The sequence below is a fragment of the Primorskyibacter flagellatus genome (assembly GCF_900176485.1).
GTDB lineage: Bacteria > Pseudomonadota > Alphaproteobacteria > Rhodobacterales > Rhodobacteraceae > Primorskyibacter > Primorskyibacter flagellatus.
In genome coordinates, this window is record NZ_FWYD01000002.1 from 81,113 (window position 1) to 99,071 (window position 17,959).

Genomic DNA, 17,959 nt, shown 5'->3' on the forward strand with positions numbered 1-17,959 from the left:
CATGACCATTCTTTCCGTCTCCGATCTGAAAGTTGGCTTTGACACCCCGGATGGCCGCGTGCAGGCAGTGAAGGGCGTCTCTTTCGACATCACGGCGGGCGAATGCCTGGGCATCGTCGGCGAAAGCGGTTCCGGCAAAAGCCAAAGCTTCATGGCCGCGATGGGCCTGCTGCCGCCCAACGGCCATGCCTCCGGGTCCGTCAAACTGGGCGGGAACGAGATCCTCAACCTGTCACCCGGCAAGCTGAACCGTATTCGCGGTGCGGATGTGGGCATGATCTTTCAGGATCCGCTGACCGCGCTGACGCCCCATATGAAGGTGGGCGCCCAGATGGCCGAGGTTCTGAAAGTGCATCGCGGCATGTCACGCTCTGATGCGCGCAAGCATTGCCTTGACTGGCTGGACCGTGTCCGCATCCCGGAGGCCGCCCGCAGGCTGGACCAGTACCCGCACGAGTTGTCCGGGGGCATGCGCCAGAGGGTGATGATCGCCCAGGCCATGCTCTGCGAGCCGAAACTGCTGATCGCGGATGAACCCACCACGGCGCTGGATGTGACGGTGCAAGCCGATGTGCTGGATCTGATGGCGGGTTTGCAGGACGAGTTGCAGACCGCGATCGCGCTGATCACCCATGACATGGGCGTGGTGGCACGGATGTGCGACCGGGTGAAGGTGATGCGCCTTGGCGCTTTTGTCGAGGAAGGCGCGGCGGAACAGATCTTCGGCGCGCCGAAGCACGACTACACCCGCAAATTGCTGGACGCGATGCCGCGCATCGACAAGGGCGAAGCACCCGAGGCCGCCGCCGCCTCCGATACCTTGCTGAAGGTTGACGACCTCAAGGTACATTTCCCGATCCGCGTCTCGGGCGGGGTTTTCGGGCGCACGGTGCCGCTGAAAGCCGTGAACGGTGTCAGCTTTTCCCTGCGGGCGGGCGAAACGCTGGGCATCGTCGGCGAATCCGGGTGCGGCAAGTCCACCCTGGCCCGCGCCGTGTTGCGCCTGATCGAACCCTCGGCAGGCAGCGTCAGCTGGCTGGGCACACCGCTTACGGATCTGGACCGGGCAGGCATGAAACGCGAGCGCAAGGATTTGCAGATCGTGTTTCAGGATCCGCTTGCCAGCCTCGATCCGCGCATGACCATCGCCGATTCCATCGCCGAGCCGCTGCGCACCTATCGCCCCGACCTGACCAAACGCGAACGCCGCGCTGAAGTGCAGGCGATGATGGAGCGCGTCGGTCTGGATGCGGCCATGTACAACCGCTATCCGCATGAATTGTCGGGCGGACAGAACCAGCGCGTCGGCATTGCCCGCGCGATGATCAACAAGCCGCGCCTGATTATCTGTGACGAGGCCGTGTCCGCGCTGGACGTGTCCATTCAGGCGCAGATCGTGCAGCTTCTGCGCGACCTTCAGGATGAATTCGGCATGTCGATGCTGTTCATCAGTCACGATCTGTCTGTGGTGCGCGCGATTTCCAACCGGATCATGGTCCTGTATCTGGGTCGGATCGTGGAACTGGCCGATGCCGACACGATCTGTGCAAGACCGCGCCACCCCTACACGCAATCGCTGATCTCGGCCGTGCCGATCCCGGATCCGGTCGCCGAACGCGCGCGCGAACGCATCCGCCTGCCCGGAGAGCTGCCTTCACCGCTGGATACCCGCGCATCGCTGCGCTTCCTGCCCTCGAAACTGGCCGCGGGCGAAGATGAGTATGTCCCGCAACTTGATGAAGTGTCGGAAGGCCATCTGGTGGCCGAGCACGATCCGCTGGACCGGATCATGTCCGGCACCGCGTGACCGCGCAGCAGAAAGCGCCCGCCAGAATGCCAGGGCTGCTTTGGATCAGTCCAAGATAGGTCGGAACAAGAGCGCGCCACCGCGCGAAAACCACAAGGCTGCACAGCGTGCTTTTCAGCCTTGTGGCCGCGCCCTCGTTTCTCACGTCATCGTGGCCATAAAAATATCAAACGGTCGTGGCCGGAATTGTGTTCGTCATATCGTTAATTTTGAACAAAAGATTGATTGAACTTGGAACAAGACTGCGCCTTCAAAAGCGAATGCCGCCCACGGGCAGAGACCGAGGCGGCATTTCGTTAATTTTCACAGCGAAGACCGCGTCAGAAATAGCGGTTCATTCGGCGGCTTTCACCGCGCCAGGATTGTTGGGATGTGTTGTCCAGTTGGCATATTCCTTGACCACCTCACGTTCGGTGCGCGGATCTGTCTGGCCGGGCTGCATCTCGACCATGGTGATGCAATCCTCGACCGGGCAGACGACGACGCACAGATTACACGCCACGCACTCCTCATCTTTGACGGTAAAGACCCGATCATCCGACATCGCGATGGCCTGGTGGCTGGTATCCTCGCAAGCGGCATAGCAGCGGCCACAGCTGATGCACAGGTCCTGATCAATCTCCGCCTTGGTGACATAGTTGAGGTTGAGATGCTGCCAGTCACTGATATTTGGCACTGCCCGGCCGATCAGCTCTGACGTATCGGTCAGGCCTTTTTCGTCCATAAATTGCGACAGGCCAGAGATCATCTCCTGCACGACCTTGAAGCCGTAAGTCATCGCGGCGGTGCAGACCTGCACGTTACCCGCGCCCAGCACCATGAACTCGGCAGCATCTTTCCAGGTTGTCACACCACCGATACCACTGATCGGCAGGCCACGCATTTCAGGCGAACGCGCAATCTCGGCGACCATGTTCAGGGCGATGGGCTTGACCGCCGGACCGCAATAGCCCCCATGCGCGCCCTTGCCGTCAATCGTGGGTTCGGGCGCGAAGATGTCCAGATCGACCCCGGTGATGGAGTTGATTGTGTTGATCAGGCTGACCGCATCGGCCCCCCCGGCATGGGCCGCCGCCGCAGGCTTGCGCACGTCGGTGATGTTGGGTGTCAGCTTCACGATGCAGGGCATGCGCGTGTATTGTTTGACCCAGCGGGTCACCATCTCGATATATTCCGGCACCTGCCCCACGGCAGACCCCATTCCGCGCTCGCTCATCCCGTGGGGGCAGCCGAAGTTCAGCTCTACCCCGTCGGCGCCGGTTTCCTCGACCAGAGGCAGGATCTTTTTCCAGGCCTCTTCCTCGCAAGGCACCATCAGCGAGACGACGACAGCGCGATCCGGATAGTCGCGCTTAACCGCCTTGATCTCGCGTAGGTTCACCTCCAACGGGCGATCGGTGATCAATTCGATGTTGTTGAGACCCAGCAAGCGTCGGTCCGCGCCCCAGATTGCGCCGTAACGCGGGCCGTTGACGTTCACGATGGGTGGGTCCTCACCCAGCGTCTTCCACACGACACCGCCCCAACCTGCCTCGAAGGCACGTCGGACGTTGTATTCCTTGTCGGTGGGCGGCGCGGAGGCCAGCCAGAACGGGTTTGGAGATTTTATCCCTACGAAATCGGTTGTCAGATCAGCCATTTTGCGATCATCCTTTTGTTGTCACCACCCGCCCCGGACTTGATCCGGGGCCTTTCGGTCGGCTGGCAGAAGGCCCCGGATCAAGTCCGGGGCGCGCAGCCTTATCCCATCAACCGGGCATGAATATCCTCGGCCGCATCGCGCCCCTCGGCCACGGCTGTCACGGTCAGATCGTCACCACCCGCAGCACAGTCACCACCTGCCCAGACGCCACTGACACTGGTGCGACCCGCCCCTGTGACTGCGATTTTTCGACCGTCGAGATCAGGCAATCCGTCTGCTACCAATGTTTGCCCAATGGCGCGGAACAATTGATCGGCTGGCAGACGGAAGTTTTGCCCGGTGGGTTTCAGATCGTCATCGGTAAAGGCGAACTCGACCTCGCGGACGGCCCCGTTGCCATGCACAGCGACAGGCTGGGCATTGGTGATGATGCGCACCCCGCGCGACGCCGCCAGGTCCTGCTCGAACTCGCTGGCGCTCAGCCGGTCCTTGCCGCGCCGATACACCATTGTGACGTTGAGCGCGCCCAACAGTTTTGCCTGAACGGCCGCGTCCACCGCTGTCATGCCACCACCGATCACCACCACATCACGTCCGACGGGCAGCGCAGTCAGATCCGGCACCTGGCGCAGCTCTGCAATGAAATCCACTGCGTCGCGCACCCCATCCTTGTCGTCACCCGGAACGCCCAGAGCGTTGACGCCGCCAAGCCCCACACCAAGGAACACTGCGTCATGCTCGGCTTTCAGATCATCCAATCTCAGGTCAGCGCCCAGGGCTTTGCCGTTCTGCAAGGTGATGCCGCCGATTTTCATCAGCCAATTAACCTCTGCCTGCGCGAACCCATCGACGGTCTTGTAGGCGGCGATGCCATATTCGTTCAGCCCGCCCGCTTTGGGGCGCGCGTCATATACAACGACGTCATGGCCTTTCATCGCCAATCTGTGCGCACAGGCCAACCCGGCAGGCCCGGCACCGACAACCGCGATGCGTTTGCCGGTGGACGGTGCGCGTTCGAACGGATGCTCATCCGCAGCCATCAACGTATCGGTGGCAAAGCGCTGCAACTGACCGATCACGACCGGCTTGCCTTCGGCGGTTTCACGCACGCAGACCTCTTCGCACAGCGTTTCGGTCGGACAGACACGCGCGCACATGCCGCCAAGGATGTTCTGAGACAGGATCGTGCGGGCCGCAGCCTCTGGCGTGCCGGTTGCGATCTGCCGGATGAACAGCGGGATATCAATATCTGTGGGGCACGCCACCGTGCAGGGTGCGTCATGGCAAAAATAGCAACGGTCAGCGGCGACCAGCGCCTCGTGTTCTGACAGCGGCGGGTGGAGATCCTCGAAGGCGTCGGCCAGTTGTCCGGCCTCGCGTCGCCCCGCGACAATCCCTTCGGTCAGCATTTTCGGATCCATTCCATCCCTCCGCATTCGTTGGTTCGGGAAAATGCTCTCACAGGTTCATTTTTTTATCAACTGGTAAAATTTATACGTCCTGCAGCAAAGGTGACGCTGCGTCGCAGCATTATTTTCTGAATATCGAATCGAATTCTTCCATTTTTTTCAATGAGTGCTTTGCACTACGGCCAATGCCGCTATGCAGCATTGGCCGTAGGAAAGCCTGTGATGAGCACCTATCTTTGCAATCAACAGATCACGTTAATGCAAGGAAGCAGAACAATGGCAGATATTGCCACATTCGGCGCCACAGGCGCACCCGAAAAAAACGGCGGCTTGATGGGCGTCCTGAAACGCATCGGCAAGGCGTTGATCAAAGCGTCGCCACATAACCGCCGTCTGGAGCATGCCGCACGATTGCATGCGCTCTCGGACGAGCAATTGGCAAAACTGGGCATCCCGCGCGACCGGATCGTGCATCACGTCTTTTCCGACATTATGCACCTATGAGCGCGACGCCGCTCAAGCGGACGTCGATAGTCCCTTGCGCAGTGCATCAAACGCTCTGAGTTCCGCGATGAGGCCGGACATCTGATCCACTGGGATCATGTTCGGCCCGTCGCTGGGCGCGTTGTCCGGATCCTCATGGGTCTCGATAAACAGCGCCGACACCCCCACAGCACAGGCCGCACGCGCCAAAACCGGCGCAAATTCGCGCTGTCCGCCGCTGGACGCCCCCTGCCCGCCCGGCTGCTGCACCGAATGGGTGGCGTCGAATACCACCGGATAGCCGGTCTGCCCCATCGTCGGAAGCCCGCGAAAATCCGTCACCAGTGCGTTGTAGCCAAAGCTGGTGCCACGTTCGCATAGAAGAATGTTCTCATTCCCTGTGCTGGAAATCTTGGCGGCGACATTGCCCATGTCCCAAGGTGCCAGAAACTGACCTTTTTTCACGTTGATCACCCGTCCGGTTTCGCCCGCAGCAAGCAACAGATCCGTCTGGCGGCACAGGAAAGCGGGGATTTGCAGAATGTCGCAAACCTCTGCCGCCACCGCACAATGGCCGGGTTCATGCACATCGGTCAGCACCGGGCAGTCAAATTCTTCCGCGATCCGGCCGAGGATCTCCAGCCCCTTCTCCATGCCCAATCCACGTTGGGTACCAATGGAGGACCGGTTGGCCTTGTCATAGCTGGCCTTGAACACGAACCGCGTGCCGGTCGGCGCGCAGGCCTCGGCAATTCGGGTCGCCATCATCCGGGCGTGGTCGAGGCTTTCAAGCTGGCAAGGACCGGTGATCAGCATGAAAGGCGCGTTGCCGCCCACCTCTATGTCGCCAACTTTAACGATGCGTGCGTCAATAGGGGTCATGCCAGCGTCCTCAATACCGATTCGATGCGGTCCACATCCGTGGGATTGTTCAACTCCCAGAACACGCGCCCACGGCCGTCAACCTCGACGCAGCGGATCTTGTGGCCGTTTTCGAGAAAGCGCAACTGTTCCAGCCCCTCGACGCCTTCCAGCGGACCTTGCGGCCAACTGCCATACGCGGTCAGCGCCTCCGGCGTGTAGGCATAGACGCCGACATGGTGGAACACCGGCAGCGGGCCTTCGGGCAGTTTCGACGGATCGAGATACGGCACGATCTCTTTCGAGAAATAGAGCGCATTCATATCCTTGTCGAAGACCGCCGTGGTGCCGCCAACGCGGTCATTCTTGCGGTCCTCGGCGAAATGACCATAGGTCTCGCGGTCAAGCCGCAAGACGGGTGTTGCCATGCTTGCGGATGGATTGCGCCGCATCTCGTCGATCAACGCCTCGACGAACCAGGGCGGCGTCAGGGGCGCATCGCCTTGCAGGTTGACGATGATGTCGGCGTCCAGCGTGGCGCGGGTCAGCGCATCGGCGCAGCGCGCAGTCCCGTTCTCGCATTCTGGCGAGGTCATGATGACGCTGGCACCGAACACCTTTGCAACATCGGCAATACGGTCGTCATCGGTAACCACATGCACCGCGTCGACACCCGGCACCTTGCAGGCGGCCTCCCAGCTCATCCGGATCAGGGATTTGCGGCTGCCATCGGGTTGGCGCAGTTCGGCCAGCGGCTTGCCGGGATAGCGCTGCGAGGCATAGCGCGCGGGGATCAGGATGACCGCGCTCATGCCACACCAGCGCGCAGAAGGTCGTGAATATGCAGGATGCCCAAGGGTGTCTTATCCTCCGAGACGACGACAAGCGCACCGATCTTGCGCTCGTTCAGGGTTTTCAGGGCGACGGCGGCCAGACAGTCCGGCGCTATGGTCACGGGGTCCGGCGTGGCCACCTGGCCCGCCTTGCGGCTCATCAGATCGGCCATATTGCGGCGCAGGTCGCCATCCGACACGACTCCGGTCAGCTTGCCATCCGTGACAACTGCCGCGATGCCGAACCCCTTGGAAGTCATCTGTAGCAGCGTTTCGCTCATATCCGCGTCAGCATCCACGAGGGGCAGTTCTACGCCACCATGCATGAAATCCGCCACGCTGGCCATTTGCGCGCCCAGTTTGCCGCCGGGATGGAAAACGTGGAAATGCGAGGCCTCAAAGCCGCGATCCTCCATCAGCGCCACGGCCAGCGCATCGCCAAGCGCCAGCATCATCGTGGTCGATGTCGTGGGGGCCATGCCAATCGCGCAGGCCTCGGGTGCTGCGGGCAAGGTCAGCCGCAAATCGGCGGCCCGCATCAAGGTACTGTTTTCGCGGCTGGAGATCCCGATCAGCGGGATGCCGAAACGCCGGGTATGGGCAATGATATCGCCCAATTCAGTGGTCTCGCCGCTGTTGGACAGCAACAGACAGACATCATCCGTGGTCAGCATGCCCAGATCGCCATGGCTGGCCTCTGATGCATGAACAAACTGCGCAGGCGTCCCGGTAGAGGCCAGTGTCGCCGCGATCTTGTTGCCGATATGGCCGGATTTCCCGATCCCCGACACCACAACGCGGCCTTTTGCGCCAAGGATCATTTCAACAGCAGCGGAAAAGTCAGCGGGCAACGCTTCGGCCAATGTGGCAAGCGCAGCCGCTTCGGTGCGCAGAACGCGCTGGCCCGTATTCACGATGGTCTCGGCTGGCGCCACGTCTCCACCTCTTGGCTTGTGGTCCCTCGCTAATGCGACGACCGGGCCGCAGTTGCAAGGGCCGCGCAGCGCAGGTCGACCCAGGCCGCCAAGCTATAGGGGTTTCATATCGGATAAAATCGCCTTCGCCCAGACAGATGCCGGTTTGCATGCGCCCGTTGCGCCATGCGCCCCGGACGGGCGCGTTCGGGTCGTACAGACTGATACCCCGCGAAATAGGCAACCACAGTGCCATTCATGGCTGGCCTGCGACATCACTTCACATGTTCGGCGCGCGGTTTCTGAGCCCGCCGGCAAGTTAACGCCTGTCCTGACAGGAGACGCCCCTTTCGCTACCGCCCTTCCGGGCCTATAAGAGCATCCGGCCTGCACCCGAAGAGTCGCGGGCCTATAAACATTTCTTGGGGCACGACGCAGAATGCTGGGACTAGAGAAACTGATGGGCATGTTCTCATCAGATATGGCAATCGACCTTGGGACTGCAAACACGCTGGTCTACGTCAAAGGCCGCGGCGTGATCCTGTCAGAGCCTTCGGTTGTCGCCTATCACGTCAAGGACGGCGTCAAGAAAGTGCTGGCCGTGGGGGAAGATGCCAAGCTGATGCTGGGCCGAACGCCCGGCAGCATCGAGGCGATCCGGCCAATGCGCGAAGGCGTGATTGCCGATTTCGACGTCGCCGAGGAAATGATCAAGCATTTCATCCGCAAGGTACACAAGCGCTCGACGTTCTCCAAACCGAAGATCATCGTGTGCGTGCCGCATGGTGCCACCCCCGTCGAGAAACGCGCGATTCGCCAGTCGGTTCTGTCGGCGGGCGCACGCAAGGCTGGGCTGATCGCAGAACCCATCGCAGCCGCCATCGGCGCAGGCATGCCGATCACCGATCCGACCGGCAACATGGTTGTGGATATCGGTGGCGGTACGGTCGAAGTGGCGGTTCTCAGCCTTGGCGACATCGTTTACGCCCGTTCCGTCCGCGTCGGCGGTGACCGCATGGACGAGGCGATCATCAACTATCTGCGACGTCAGCAAAACCTGCTGGTGGGCGAATCAACCGCCGAACGCATCAAGACCTCCATCGGAACCGCCCGGATGCCCGATGACGGGCGCGGCGCGTCGATGCTGATCCGGGGGCGCGATCTGCTCAACGGTGTTCCGAAGGAAACCGAAATCAGTCAGGCGCAGGTCGCCGAGGCGCTTTCCGAACCCGTGCAGCAGATCTGCGAGGCGGTGATGACCGCGCTCGAAGCCACGCCGCCCGATCTTGCGGCCGATATTGTCGACCGGGGCGTGATGCTGACCGGCGGCGGTGCGTTGCTGGGCGATCTGGATCTGGCGTTGCGCGAACAGACCGGGCTTGCGGTCTCGATCGCGGATGAATGCCTGAACTGCGTCGCGATGGGCACTGGCAAGGCATTGGAATACGAAAAACAGCTGCGCCACGCGATTGACTACGACAGTTAAGCTGCCCACCTTTGCCGTAAAGGGGGTCCATTGGCCAGAGATCGTTCACAAAGCGAAGACTATACCGGCCCGCTTCGGCGGCTGCTTGTGTCGTTTCTGGTGCTGTGCCTGATCGGGTTGTTTCTGGTCTGGCGGATCGACAGCCCGCGCGTCGAACGGTTCCGCGCGCAGGTCATCGACAGGGTCATGCCGGGCTTTGAATGGGCAATGGTGCCGGTTACGGCAACCGTCAACCTGATGCGGGACTTCCAAAGCTATCAAGCCATTTACGAGCAGAATCAGGAGCTGCGGCGCGAGCTACAGCAAATGAAATCCTGGAAAGAGGCGGCCTTGCAGCTGGAGCAGGAAAACGCGCGACTGCTCGATCTCAACAATGTGCGGCTGGACCCGCGCCTGACCTTCGTAACCGGCGTGGTGCTTGCCGATAGCGGATCACCGTTCCGGCAATCCGTGCTGCTGAACGTCGGAGAGCGCGACGGCATCGTGGACGGCTGGGCCACGATGGACGGGATCGGCCTTGTCGGGCGCATCTCGGGCGTGGGCGACAGCACCAGCCGGGTGATCCTGCTGACGGACACATCCAGCCGCATTCCCGCGACGATCCAGCCCTCGGGCCAGCGGGCGTTGATCGTGGGCGACAATTCCGCCGCCCCACCTGTCGATTTTCTGGAAGACCCCGATCAGGTGCGGCCCGGTGACCGGATCGTGACCAGTGGCGACGGCGAGGTTTTTCCTCCGGGCCTGCTGATCGGACAAGTGGCGAAGGATCCGGGCGGACGTCTGCGGGCGCGCCTGTCAGCCGATTACGAACGTCTTGAGTTTCTGCGGGTGTTGCGGGATCACGGCAGCCAGAAGGTCAACAATCCCAGCGCGTTGATCGCGCCGGAAGAACTGCCGGGTCAGACCTTGCCGCCGGCAGATCAGGCAACACAGCCAGCAACCGAGCGCGAGAGCGATGGTTGAGCAAAGCCTATCACGCGTCTGGACCATGCGCGCGGCCTACATAGCACTGTGCCTTGTGGTGATTTTCTTCCACCTGTTGCCGCTGGAAACGGCACCGCGCCGCTGGGCCGCACCGGACCTGATGGTGGCACTCAGCCTCGCATGGGCGATACGACGCCCCGAATATGTGCCCGCCGTGTCAATTGCTGGGGTGATGCTGTTGGCCGATCTGATGTTCCAGCGCCCGCCGGGGTTGTGGGCGGCACTGATGGTGATCACGGTTGAATGGCTCAAACGCCGCCAAAGGCGCCAACGCGACGCGTCTTTCGCAATGGAATGGCTTACGGTAGTATCGGCTCTGACCGTTGCAACACTTGCCAACCGGCTGGCGTTGCTGTCGGTCATGTACGCGCCGGGATCGCTGTATCTCGCTCTGATGCAATTGGCGATGACCGCCATGGCCTATCCGTTTGTCGTCATGGTATCGCGGTTTCTGTTTGGGGTGCGCCACGCCAGCCCCGGAGAGGTCGACACATTGGGACGCAGGATATGAGACGTTCGCCAAGGGATTCGATGGACAGCTACCGCCGCGTTTCGCGTCGCGGGTTGATCCTTGGCGGAATGCAGCTGGGCTTTGCCGGGCTGCTGGGCCTGCGGATGCGCTATATGCAGGTCGATCAGGCCGATCAGTTTCGTCTTCTGGCCGAGGAAAACCGGGTCAATATCCGCCTGATCCCACCCGCGCGCGGCCAGATTTTCGACCGCAATGGCGCTGTGATTGCCGAAAATGCACCGTCCTACCGGATCACCATGGTGCGCGAGGATGCGGGCAATGTCGAAGAGGTCATCGCGCGCCTGTCCGCCCTTGTCGAGCTGGACGAGGACGAACTGAACCGCGCACTTGCCGAGATGGAGCGGTCCGCCCCGTTTCTGCCGATCACCATCGCCGATCGCGTAGGGTGGGACGATATCAGCCGCGTGGCTGTCAACGCGCCCGCCCTGCCCGGCGTCACGCCAGAGGTGGGCCTGTCGCGGCACTATCCGATGGGCGATGACTTTGCTCATGTGGCAGGCTATGTCGGCCCGGTCAGCGAACGCGACCTTGCCCGCTATGCCGACCCCGAACCGGTGTTGCGCATTCCGCGGTTCCAGATCGGCAAGGTCGGCGTCGAGGCCAACTACGAAGAGATGCTGCGCGGCCGTGCCGGTGCCAAGCGCGTCGAGGTCAACGCCGTTGGCCGCGTGATGCGCGAACTTGACCGCCGCGAGGGCGAAGCAGGTGCCGACCTGCAACTGACCGTAGACAATGGCCTGCAAAACTACATCAAGGCCCGGCTGGGCGCTGAAAGCGCGTCCGTCGTGGTGATGGACGTGACCGATGGCGATCTGCTGGCGATTTCATCCTCGCCCTCCTACGATCCCAACAAATTCGTGCGCGGCATCTCGTTCGACGATTACGCGGTTCTGCGCGACAATGATCGCAGACCACTAGCCTCCAAGACCGTGCAGGACGCCTATCCCCCCGGCTCGACCTTCAAGATGGTAACGGTGCTTGCGGCGCTGGACGCGGGCGTCATTTCACCCGAGGAAACCGTGTGGTGCCCCGGTTATATGGAGGTCGGCGGTCGCCGTTTTCACTGCTGGAAACGCGGCGGCCATGGCCATATGGACCTGGAAAAATCGCTCCGCGAAAGCTGCGATGTATACTACTACGATCTTGCCCTGAAGGTCGGGATCGAAAAGATCACCGATACCGCGCTGCGTCTGGGGCTGGGCACGTCGCATGACATCCCCATGTCCGCCGTCACCGAAGGCCTGACACCCACCAAGGCCTGGAAAGAGCGCGAGCGCGGCTCTTCCTGGGTAATTGGCGACACGGTCAACGCCTCTATCGGCCAAGGCTTCGTGCTGACCTCGCCACTGCAACTGGCGGTGATGACAGCGCGGCTGGCCACCGGGCGCGCCGTTACGCCACGGTTGATCAAGTCGGTCGAAGGCAAAACATCCCCAAGTCACAGCGGTGAAAATCTGGGCTTCAACGAAAATCACCTGCGCTGGATCCGCAAGGCGATGTTTGCCGTGTCAAACAACCGGCGCGGCACGGCCTATAGCACCCGCATCGCCGAGGACGCCTTCCGCATGGCGGGAAAGACAGGCACCAGCCAGGTCCGCAACATCACCGCTGCCGAACGTGCTCGCGGCGTCACCAGCAATGACGACCTGCCATGGGACCGGCGCGACCACGGGCTATTCGTTGCCTTTGCACCCTATGAGGCACCCAAGATCGCCGTCTCCGTGGTGGTTGAACATGGCGGCGGCTCCAGCGCTGCGACGCCAATTGCGCGCGACGTAGCGCTTCAGGCATTGTATGGGGGCGATCCGCCGCTGGACGCCTATCCCAGCAAGGATCGCGGCCGCATCAAGGCCCAGCAGGAACGGCTGGCACGCGAACGCCGCGCGCCCGACGGCGAAGAGCGCAGCCGCGCATGAGCTATCTTGAATATACCGTCAAAGCGGTCCCGACGGGGCTTCGCAAGGTGTTGTACCTGAACTGGCCGCTTGCACTGCTGCTGACCGCGGTGGCCAGCATCGGGTTTCTGATGCTCTATTCGGTCGCGGGCGGGTCGTTCACCCCCTGGGCCGAACCACAGATGAAACGCTTTGCGCTGGGGTTCGTCGCCATGTGTCTGGTCGCGCTGGTGCCGATCTGGTTCTGGCGAAACATGGCGACACTGGCCTATCTCGTCTCGATCCTGCTGCTGGTCTTTGTCGAGCTTTTCGGCACGGTCGGGATGGGTGCGCAGCGCTGGATCGACCTTGGCTTCATGCGGCTGCAACCGTCCGAACTGACCAAGATCACGCTGGTGATGTTCCTGGCGGCCTATTATGATTGGCTGCCCATGCGCAATACGTCACGGCCGCTCTGGGTGCTGTTGCCGCTTCTGATCATCCTGCTGCCAACGTTCATGGTGTTGAAGCAACCGGACCTTGGCACCGCCATTCTGCTGGTCACCGCAGGCGGTCTGATGATGTTCATCGCGGGCGTTCACTGGATCTATTTCGGTGTGGTCCTGGCACTTGCCGGTGGCGCAATCGCCGCCGTGTTTCAAAGCCGCGGGACAAGTTGGCAATTGCTTCAGGACTACCAGTTCCGCCGCATCGACACCTTCATTGATCCGTCCACCGATCCTCTGGGCGCGGGCTACCACATCACTCAGGCCAAGATTGCCATGGGGTCCGGCGGCTGGACCGGGCGCGGCTTCATGCAAGGCACGCAAAGCCGCCTGAACTTCCTGCCGGAAAAGCACACCGATTTCATCTTCAACACACTGGCCGAGGAATTTGGCTTCATTGGCGGATTCTCCCTGCTGATCCTTTATGTGTTGGTGCTGTTATTCTGCATCGTCTCCGCAATGCAGAACCGCGACAGGTTCTCATCACTGCTGATCTTGGGCGTCGGGCTGACATTTTTCCTGTTCTTTGCGGTCAACATGTCGATGGTCATGGGTATGGCACCCGTGGTCGGCGTGCCATTGCCGCTTGTCAGCTACGGTGGATCGGCCATGCTGGTATTGATGGTCGCTTTCGGTATGGTGCAAAGCGCCCATATTCACAGACCGCGCTAGAGGGTTCACATGACACTCAATATACTTTTCGCCGCCGCTCAGGCGGACTGGCCTGACTATGAAACGCCTCTGCGCGACGCGTTGAAGACCGAAGGGCTGGATGCCGATCTGCGGACCTCTTTCGCGCCCGAACTGGTCGACTACATGGTTTATGCGCCCAGCAGCGAGGTGAAGGATTTCGCCCCCTATACTCGGCTCAAGGCGGTTCTGAACCTCTGGGCGGGCGTTGAGGGCGTCACCGGCAACGAAACCTTGAACGTGCCGCTGGCGCGGATGGTCGATCCCGGCCTGACGCAAGGCATGGTGGAATGGGTCACGGGCCACGTCCTGCGTCATCACCTTGGCATGGATGCACATATCGTGAACCTCGACCATAGCTGGCACCACTGCGCTCCGCCTCTTGCCCAGGATCGCCCCGTGACAATCTTGGGGTACGGTGCCCTTGGTGCCGCTTGCGGAGAAATGCTGCGCAGCCTCGGCTTTCCCGTCACCGGATGGAGCAGACGACCCGGCGATGCGCCGGGCATCCGCCGCTTGCACGGCGCCGACGGCCTGATCCAGGCGCTTGAAACGGCTGAAATCCTCGTCCTGCTTCTGCCACTCACCGGGGATACGGAAAACCTGCTGGATGCGACGTCACTCGCCCGCCTTCCAAAAGGTGCCGTCCTGGTCAACCCCGGTCGCGGTGCCCTGATCGACGATGGCGCTCTGATCGACGCGCTGACCAGCGGTCAAATCTCTCACGCCACGCTCGACGTCTTCCGCACCGAACCCCTGCCCAAGGAGCACGCCTTCTGGTCGCTCCCGAACGTGACCGTCACGCCCCATGTCGCGTCGGAAACGCGCCCCCGCACCGCCGCCCGCACCATCGCAGAGAACATCCGCCGCGCCGAAGACGGCCAACCCCTGAAGCATCTTGTGGACCGGGCCCGCGGCTACTGATAAAGCGCCACCAACCAGCGCAGGAGACCGCCATGACCTTCGACCGTTCGATCAAGATCGCCCCGTCCATCCTCTCCGCCGATTTCGCCGATTTCGGACGCGAGATCCGCGCCATCGAAGATCAGGGTGCCGATTGGGTGCATGTCGATGTGATGGACGGGCATTTCGTGCCGAACCTCACCTTCGGCCCTCCCGCCGTCAAAGCCTTCCGTCCACATGTCAAAACCTTCATGGATGTCCACCTGATGATCGCGCCGGTCGATCCCTATATCGACGCCTATGCCGAGGCGGGTGCCGATATGATCACCGCCCATGTCGAGGCCGGACCGCATATTCACCGCACGCTGCAAGCAATCCGCGCGACGGGTAAGAAAGCCGGTGTTGCGCTCAATCCCGGCACACCGGCCTCCGCAGTGGAAACCCTGCTGGACCTCGCCGATATGGTTCTGGTGATGACCGTGAACCCCGGCTTCGGTGGACAGAAATTCATCCACAACCAGGTGGAAAAGGTAAAGACCATACGAAACATGATCGGCGACCGCGAAATTCACATCCAGATCGACGGCGGAGTCGATCCGACAACCGCCCCCCTGGTCGCCGCGGCAGGGGCCGATGTCCTGGTCGCCGGATCGGCAGTCTTCAAAGGCGGCTCGGTCGATGCCCCACAGATCTACGGCGACAACATGCATGCGATCCGGTCAGCCGCGCAAAGCGTCGCCTGACCCCCGCCCTGCTTCTTCTTGGCAAAAATACTCACTGCGCGCCGCCCGCCAAACGGCGCGCGTCAAGAGCGTCGCGTCACCTCTCAAAACGCCCCTAAAAACAGAGTGCGCGAAAGCGCTCAATTCGGTCGGTTCGGCTCTGCCGAAACGACGCTAACCGTGCTCGTGAAAGAAGGCATAAATCCGCTCTGCAAGCGCGTCTGACACGCCCTCCACGGCCTTCAGATCCGACAGGTTCGCGCGGCTCACCGCCTTGGCCGATCCGAAATGCGCCAACAGCGCGCGCTTCCGGGCTGCTCCGACACCGGGCACGTCGTCCAACGGCGTCGCCCCGACGGCTTTGGACCGTTTGGCGCGATGCGTCCCGATGGCAAACCGATGCGCTTCGTCGCGCAGACGCTGCACGAAATACAACACCGGATCATTGTGGCGCAGCGCGAACGGTCGCTTGCCGACGCGGTGGAACTCTTCCCTGCCGGCATCGCGATCTATGCCCTTGGCCACGCCCACCATCGGAATATCCTCGACACCGTGTTCGCGCATGATCTCTGCCACGGCAGAGACCTGCCCCGCCCCGCCGTCAATCAACAGCAGATCCGGCCACATCCCCTTGTCACGATCCGGGTCCTCTTTCAGCAACCGCTTGAAGCGTCGGGTCAGCACCTCTTTCATCATCCCGAAATCATCGCCCGGCGTCAGGTCATCGCCGCGAATATTGAATTTCCGGTACTGGCCTTTCATGAATCCTTCCGGTCCGGCGACAATCATGCCCCCCACCGCATTGGTGCCCTGAATATGGCTGTTGTCGTAAACTTCGATCCGCTGCGGCGGAGCGTCCAGCGCAAAGGCCTCTGCCAGCCCTTTCAGCAACCTTGTGTGACTTGCGGTCTCTGCCAGCTTGCGCGCGAGGCTTTCGCGGGCGTTGCGCGCGGCACTCTCGATCAGTTCTGCCTTTTCGCCTCGCTGGGGAACAAGAATTTCGACCTTCCGGCCCAGCTTGCCTGACAGGGCCTCTTCCATCAGGTCGGTATTCTCGATCGCATGAGACAGAAGCAACATGCGCGGCGGTTCCTTGCTGTCATAGAACTGGCCGATAAACGCTTCCAGCACTTCGGCCTCTTCGACATCCGCGCCGATCCGCGGATAGAAATCGCGGTTGCCCCAGTTCTGGTTGCCGCGGATGAAGAAAACCTGAACGCAGGCCTGTCCGCCATCCATATGCAGCGCGATAATATCGGCCTCTGCCACGCCACGCGGGTTTATGCCTTGCGACGTCTGCACCTGCGTCAGCGCGCGGATGCGGTCGCGCAACGCCGCCGCGCGCTCGAACTCCATCGCCTCGGACGCTTCCTGCATCTGCCGCGCCAAAGTTTCCTGAATCTGGGTCGATTTGCCGGAAAGATAGCGTTCGGCCTCGGCCACGCTTTCAAGATAGTCGGCCTCTGCGATCTTGCCGACGCAAGGGGCGGAACACCGCCGAATCTGGTGCAGAAGGCACGGCCGCGTGCGGCTTTCGAACATCGCATCCGAGCAATTGCGCAGCAAGAACACCTTCTGCAACTGGTTCAGGGTCCGGTTCACCGCGCCTGCGCTGGCGAACGGCCCGTAATAGGCACCCTTCTCTTTTTTTGCGCCGCGATGTTTCTTGATCTGCGGAAAGGCGTGGTCTTTGGAGACCAGAATGTTCGGGAAGGACTTGTCGTCGCGCAGCAGCACATTGTAGCGCGGTTTCAGCTGCTTGATGAGATTCTGCTCCAGCAGCAGCGCCTCTGTCTCGGTCCGCGTGGTCAGAAACATCATCGAGGCTGTTTCGCGGATCATCCGGGCAATCCGCCCCGAATGCCCAGAAGGCCGCGCGTAGTTCGACACCCGCGCCTTGAGGTTGCGCGCCTTGCCGACATAAAGCACGCGCGCCTGTGCATCCAGCATCCGGTACACCCCCGGAGAGCTGTCAAGGGTCTTGAGATAAGACTGGATCAGGGCGTGTCCGGTCTTCTCATCGGCGGTCGTATGCGAAGCGTCGTCGGTCATCGTGTCCCTTGGCTGATTCTTGCATTTTGCTACATGCCTAGGCAGCGGAGGCAAGAGTTAAGACATCCACGGTTCTTGTGGATAACTCTGCGTACAAGTTTCGTTCACACGGAAATTTCCCTTGATTTCGGCCCGCTTCCTGCATTTGCCCATTTTTTAGGCGCTTCCCTAGGCTATTGTAATTAAATGATTTTATTTTTAACGGGTGCCAAATTATTGAAAACATTACAGTTTCTGTAACAGATTTGCGACCGGCAAGAG

General features: G+C 61.3%; 15 protein-coding genes. 9 read left to right on the forward strand and 6 right to left on the reverse strand.

Annotated features, from left to right (window positions below):
- The first annotated feature begins 1 nt into the window (after window position 1).
- On the forward strand, window positions 2–1,807 hold the full coding sequence (locus B8991_RS03280; protein ID WP_084350399.1) for an ABC transporter ATP-binding protein: 1,806 nt from the start codon (window positions 2–4) through the stop codon (window positions 1,805–1,807).
- 334 nt (window positions 1,808–2,141) lie between these two features.
- Here the strand turns inward: B8991_RS03280 and preA are convergent, their stop codons facing one another.
- Together preA and B8991_RS03290 are read right to left on the reverse strand one after the other, a co-directional pair.
- The gene (gene preA, locus B8991_RS03285) at window positions 2,142–3,446 is read right to left on the reverse strand and encodes an NAD-dependent dihydropyrimidine dehydrogenase subunit PreA (protein WP_084350400.1); all 1,305 of its coding nucleotides are present in this window, start codon (window positions 3,444–3,446) and stop codon (window positions 2,142–2,144) included.
- A 101-nt stretch (window positions 3,447–3,547) separates the two neighbouring features.
- Window positions 3,548–4,870 (reverse strand): NAD(P)-dependent oxidoreductase, encoded by a 1,323-nt coding sequence (locus B8991_RS03290; RefSeq protein ID WP_084350401.1) that lies wholly within the window; start codon window positions 4,868–4,870, stop codon window positions 3,548–3,550.
- A gap of 264 nt (window positions 4,871–5,134) precedes the next feature.
- Here B8991_RS03290 and B8991_RS03295 point away from each other — a divergent pair, with 264 nt between their 5' ends.
- Window positions 5,135–5,362 carry a DUF1127 domain-containing protein gene (locus tag B8991_RS03295; RefSeq protein ID WP_143514482.1) on the forward strand — a complete coding sequence of 76 codons (228 nt, stop codon included), beginning with the start codon at window positions 5,135–5,137 and terminating at the stop codon, window positions 5,360–5,362.
- 12 nt (window positions 5,363–5,374) lie between these two features.
- Here the strand turns inward: B8991_RS03295 and kdsA are convergent, their stop codons facing one another.
- From kdsA to B8991_RS03310, 3 genes are read right to left on the reverse strand one after another with little or no spacing between them, the layout of a single operon-like run.
- A complete protein-coding gene (gene kdsA, locus B8991_RS03300) occupies window positions 5,375–6,223 on the reverse strand; it encodes a 3-deoxy-8-phosphooctulonate synthase (protein ID WP_084350403.1) in 849 nt (282 codons plus the stop codon).
- Complete coding sequence (locus B8991_RS03305) at window positions 6,220–7,014, reverse strand: 3-deoxy-manno-octulosonate cytidylyltransferase (protein ID WP_084350404.1); 795 nt, start codon at window positions 7,012–7,014, stop codon at window positions 6,220–6,222. The genes kdsA and B8991_RS03305 overlap by 4 nt, the downstream gene beginning before the upstream one ends.
- Window positions 7,011–7,970 (reverse strand): KpsF/GutQ family sugar-phosphate isomerase, encoded by a 960-nt coding sequence (locus B8991_RS03310; RefSeq protein ID WP_143514483.1) that lies wholly within the window; start codon window positions 7,968–7,970, stop codon window positions 7,011–7,013. The genes B8991_RS03305 and B8991_RS03310 overlap by 4 nt, the downstream gene beginning before the upstream one ends.
- Window positions 7,971–8,388: 418 nt before the next feature.
- Between B8991_RS03310 and B8991_RS03315 the strand changes: the two genes are divergently transcribed.
- Genes B8991_RS03315 through rpe form a run of 7 tightly spaced genes read left to right on the forward strand, consistent with a single transcriptional unit; the run spans window position 8,389 to window position 15,667 of the window.
- Window positions 8,389–9,435: a rod shape-determining protein gene (locus tag B8991_RS03315; protein ID WP_084350405.1), complete on the forward strand. Its 1,047-nt coding sequence runs from the start codon at window positions 8,389–8,391 to the stop codon at window positions 9,433–9,435.
- Window positions 9,436–9,465: 30 nt separating this feature from the next.
- On the forward strand, window positions 9,466–10,398 hold the full coding sequence (gene mreC / locus B8991_RS03320; protein WP_084350406.1) for a rod shape-determining protein MreC: 933 nt from the start codon (window positions 9,466–9,468) through the stop codon (window positions 10,396–10,398).
- Window positions 10,391–10,930, forward strand: coding sequence for a rod shape-determining protein MreD (locus tag B8991_RS03325; protein ID WP_084350407.1), 540 nt, complete (start codon window positions 10,391–10,393; stop codon window positions 10,928–10,930). The genes mreC and B8991_RS03325 overlap by 8 nt, the downstream gene beginning before the upstream one ends.
- Complete coding sequence (gene mrdA / locus B8991_RS03330) at window positions 10,927–12,867, forward strand: penicillin-binding protein 2 (RefSeq protein WP_084350408.1); 1,941 nt, start codon at window positions 10,927–10,929, stop codon at window positions 12,865–12,867. The genes B8991_RS03325 and mrdA overlap by 4 nt, the downstream gene beginning before the upstream one ends.
- A complete protein-coding gene (gene rodA / locus B8991_RS03335; protein WP_084350409.1) occupies window positions 12,864–14,003 on the forward strand; it encodes a rod shape-determining protein RodA in 1,140 nt (379 codons plus the stop codon). Before mrdA ends, rodA begins: the two co-directional genes overlap by 4 nt.
- Window positions 14,004–14,012: 9 nt before the next feature.
- The gene (locus B8991_RS03340; protein WP_084350410.1) at window positions 14,013–14,945 is read left to right on the forward strand and encodes a 2-hydroxyacid dehydrogenase; all 933 of its coding nucleotides are present in this window, start codon (window positions 14,013–14,015) and stop codon (window positions 14,943–14,945) included.
- A gap of 32 nt (window positions 14,946–14,977) precedes the next feature.
- The gene (gene rpe, locus B8991_RS03345) at window positions 14,978–15,667 is read left to right on the forward strand and encodes a ribulose-phosphate 3-epimerase (protein WP_084350411.1); all 690 of its coding nucleotides are present in this window, start codon (window positions 14,978–14,980) and stop codon (window positions 15,665–15,667) included.
- A 153-nt stretch (window positions 15,668–15,820) separates the two neighbouring features.
- On the opposite strand, the gene uvrC is transcribed toward rpe, so the two are convergent.
- Window positions 15,821–17,698: an excinuclease ABC subunit UvrC gene (uvrC, locus tag B8991_RS03350; protein WP_084350412.1), complete on the reverse strand. Its 1,878-nt coding sequence runs from the start codon at window positions 17,696–17,698 to the stop codon at window positions 15,821–15,823.
- Between the last annotated feature and the right edge of the window lie 261 nt (window positions 17,699–17,959).

Bases quoted from the DNA above. Each gene is read 5' to 3' on its own strand.
- B8991_RS03280 (WP_084350399.1), top strand. From the start codon at position 2: ATGACCATTCTTTCCGTCTCCGATCTGAAAGTTGGCTTTGACACCCCG.
- preA (WP_084350400.1), bottom strand. From the start codon at position 3,446: ATGGCTGATCTGACAACCGATTTCGTAGGGATAAAATCTCCAAACCCG.
- B8991_RS03290 (WP_084350401.1), bottom strand. From the start codon at position 4,870: ATGGATCCGAAAATGCTGACCGAAGGGATTGTCGCGGGGCGACGCGAG.
- B8991_RS03295 (WP_143514482.1), top strand. From the start codon at position 5,135: ATGGCAGATATTGCCACATTCGGCGCCACAGGCGCACCCGAAAAAAAC.
- kdsA (WP_084350403.1), bottom strand. From the start codon at position 6,223: ATGACCCCTATTGACGCACGCATCGTTAAAGTTGGCGACATAGAGGTG.
- B8991_RS03305 (WP_084350404.1), bottom strand. From the start codon at position 7,014: ATGAGCGCGGTCATCCTGATCCCCGCGCGCTATGCCTCGCAGCGCTAT.
- B8991_RS03315 (WP_084350405.1), top strand. From the start codon at position 8,389: ATGCTGGGACTAGAGAAACTGATGGGCATGTTCTCATCAGATATGGCA.
- B8991_RS03325 (WP_084350407.1), top strand. From the start codon at position 10,391: ATGGTTGAGCAAAGCCTATCACGCGTCTGGACCATGCGCGCGGCCTAC.
- mrdA (WP_084350408.1), top strand. From the start codon at position 10,927: ATGAGACGTTCGCCAAGGGATTCGATGGACAGCTACCGCCGCGTTTCG.
- rodA (WP_084350409.1), top strand. From the start codon at position 12,864: ATGAGCTATCTTGAATATACCGTCAAAGCGGTCCCGACGGGGCTTCGC.
- B8991_RS03340 (WP_084350410.1), top strand. From the start codon at position 14,013: ATGACACTCAATATACTTTTCGCCGCCGCTCAGGCGGACTGGCCTGAC.
- rpe (WP_084350411.1), top strand. From the start codon at position 14,978: ATGACCTTCGACCGTTCGATCAAGATCGCCCCGTCCATCCTCTCCGCC.
- uvrC (WP_084350412.1), bottom strand. From the start codon at position 17,698: ATGACCGACGACGCTTCGCATACGACCGCCGATGAGAAGACCGGACAC.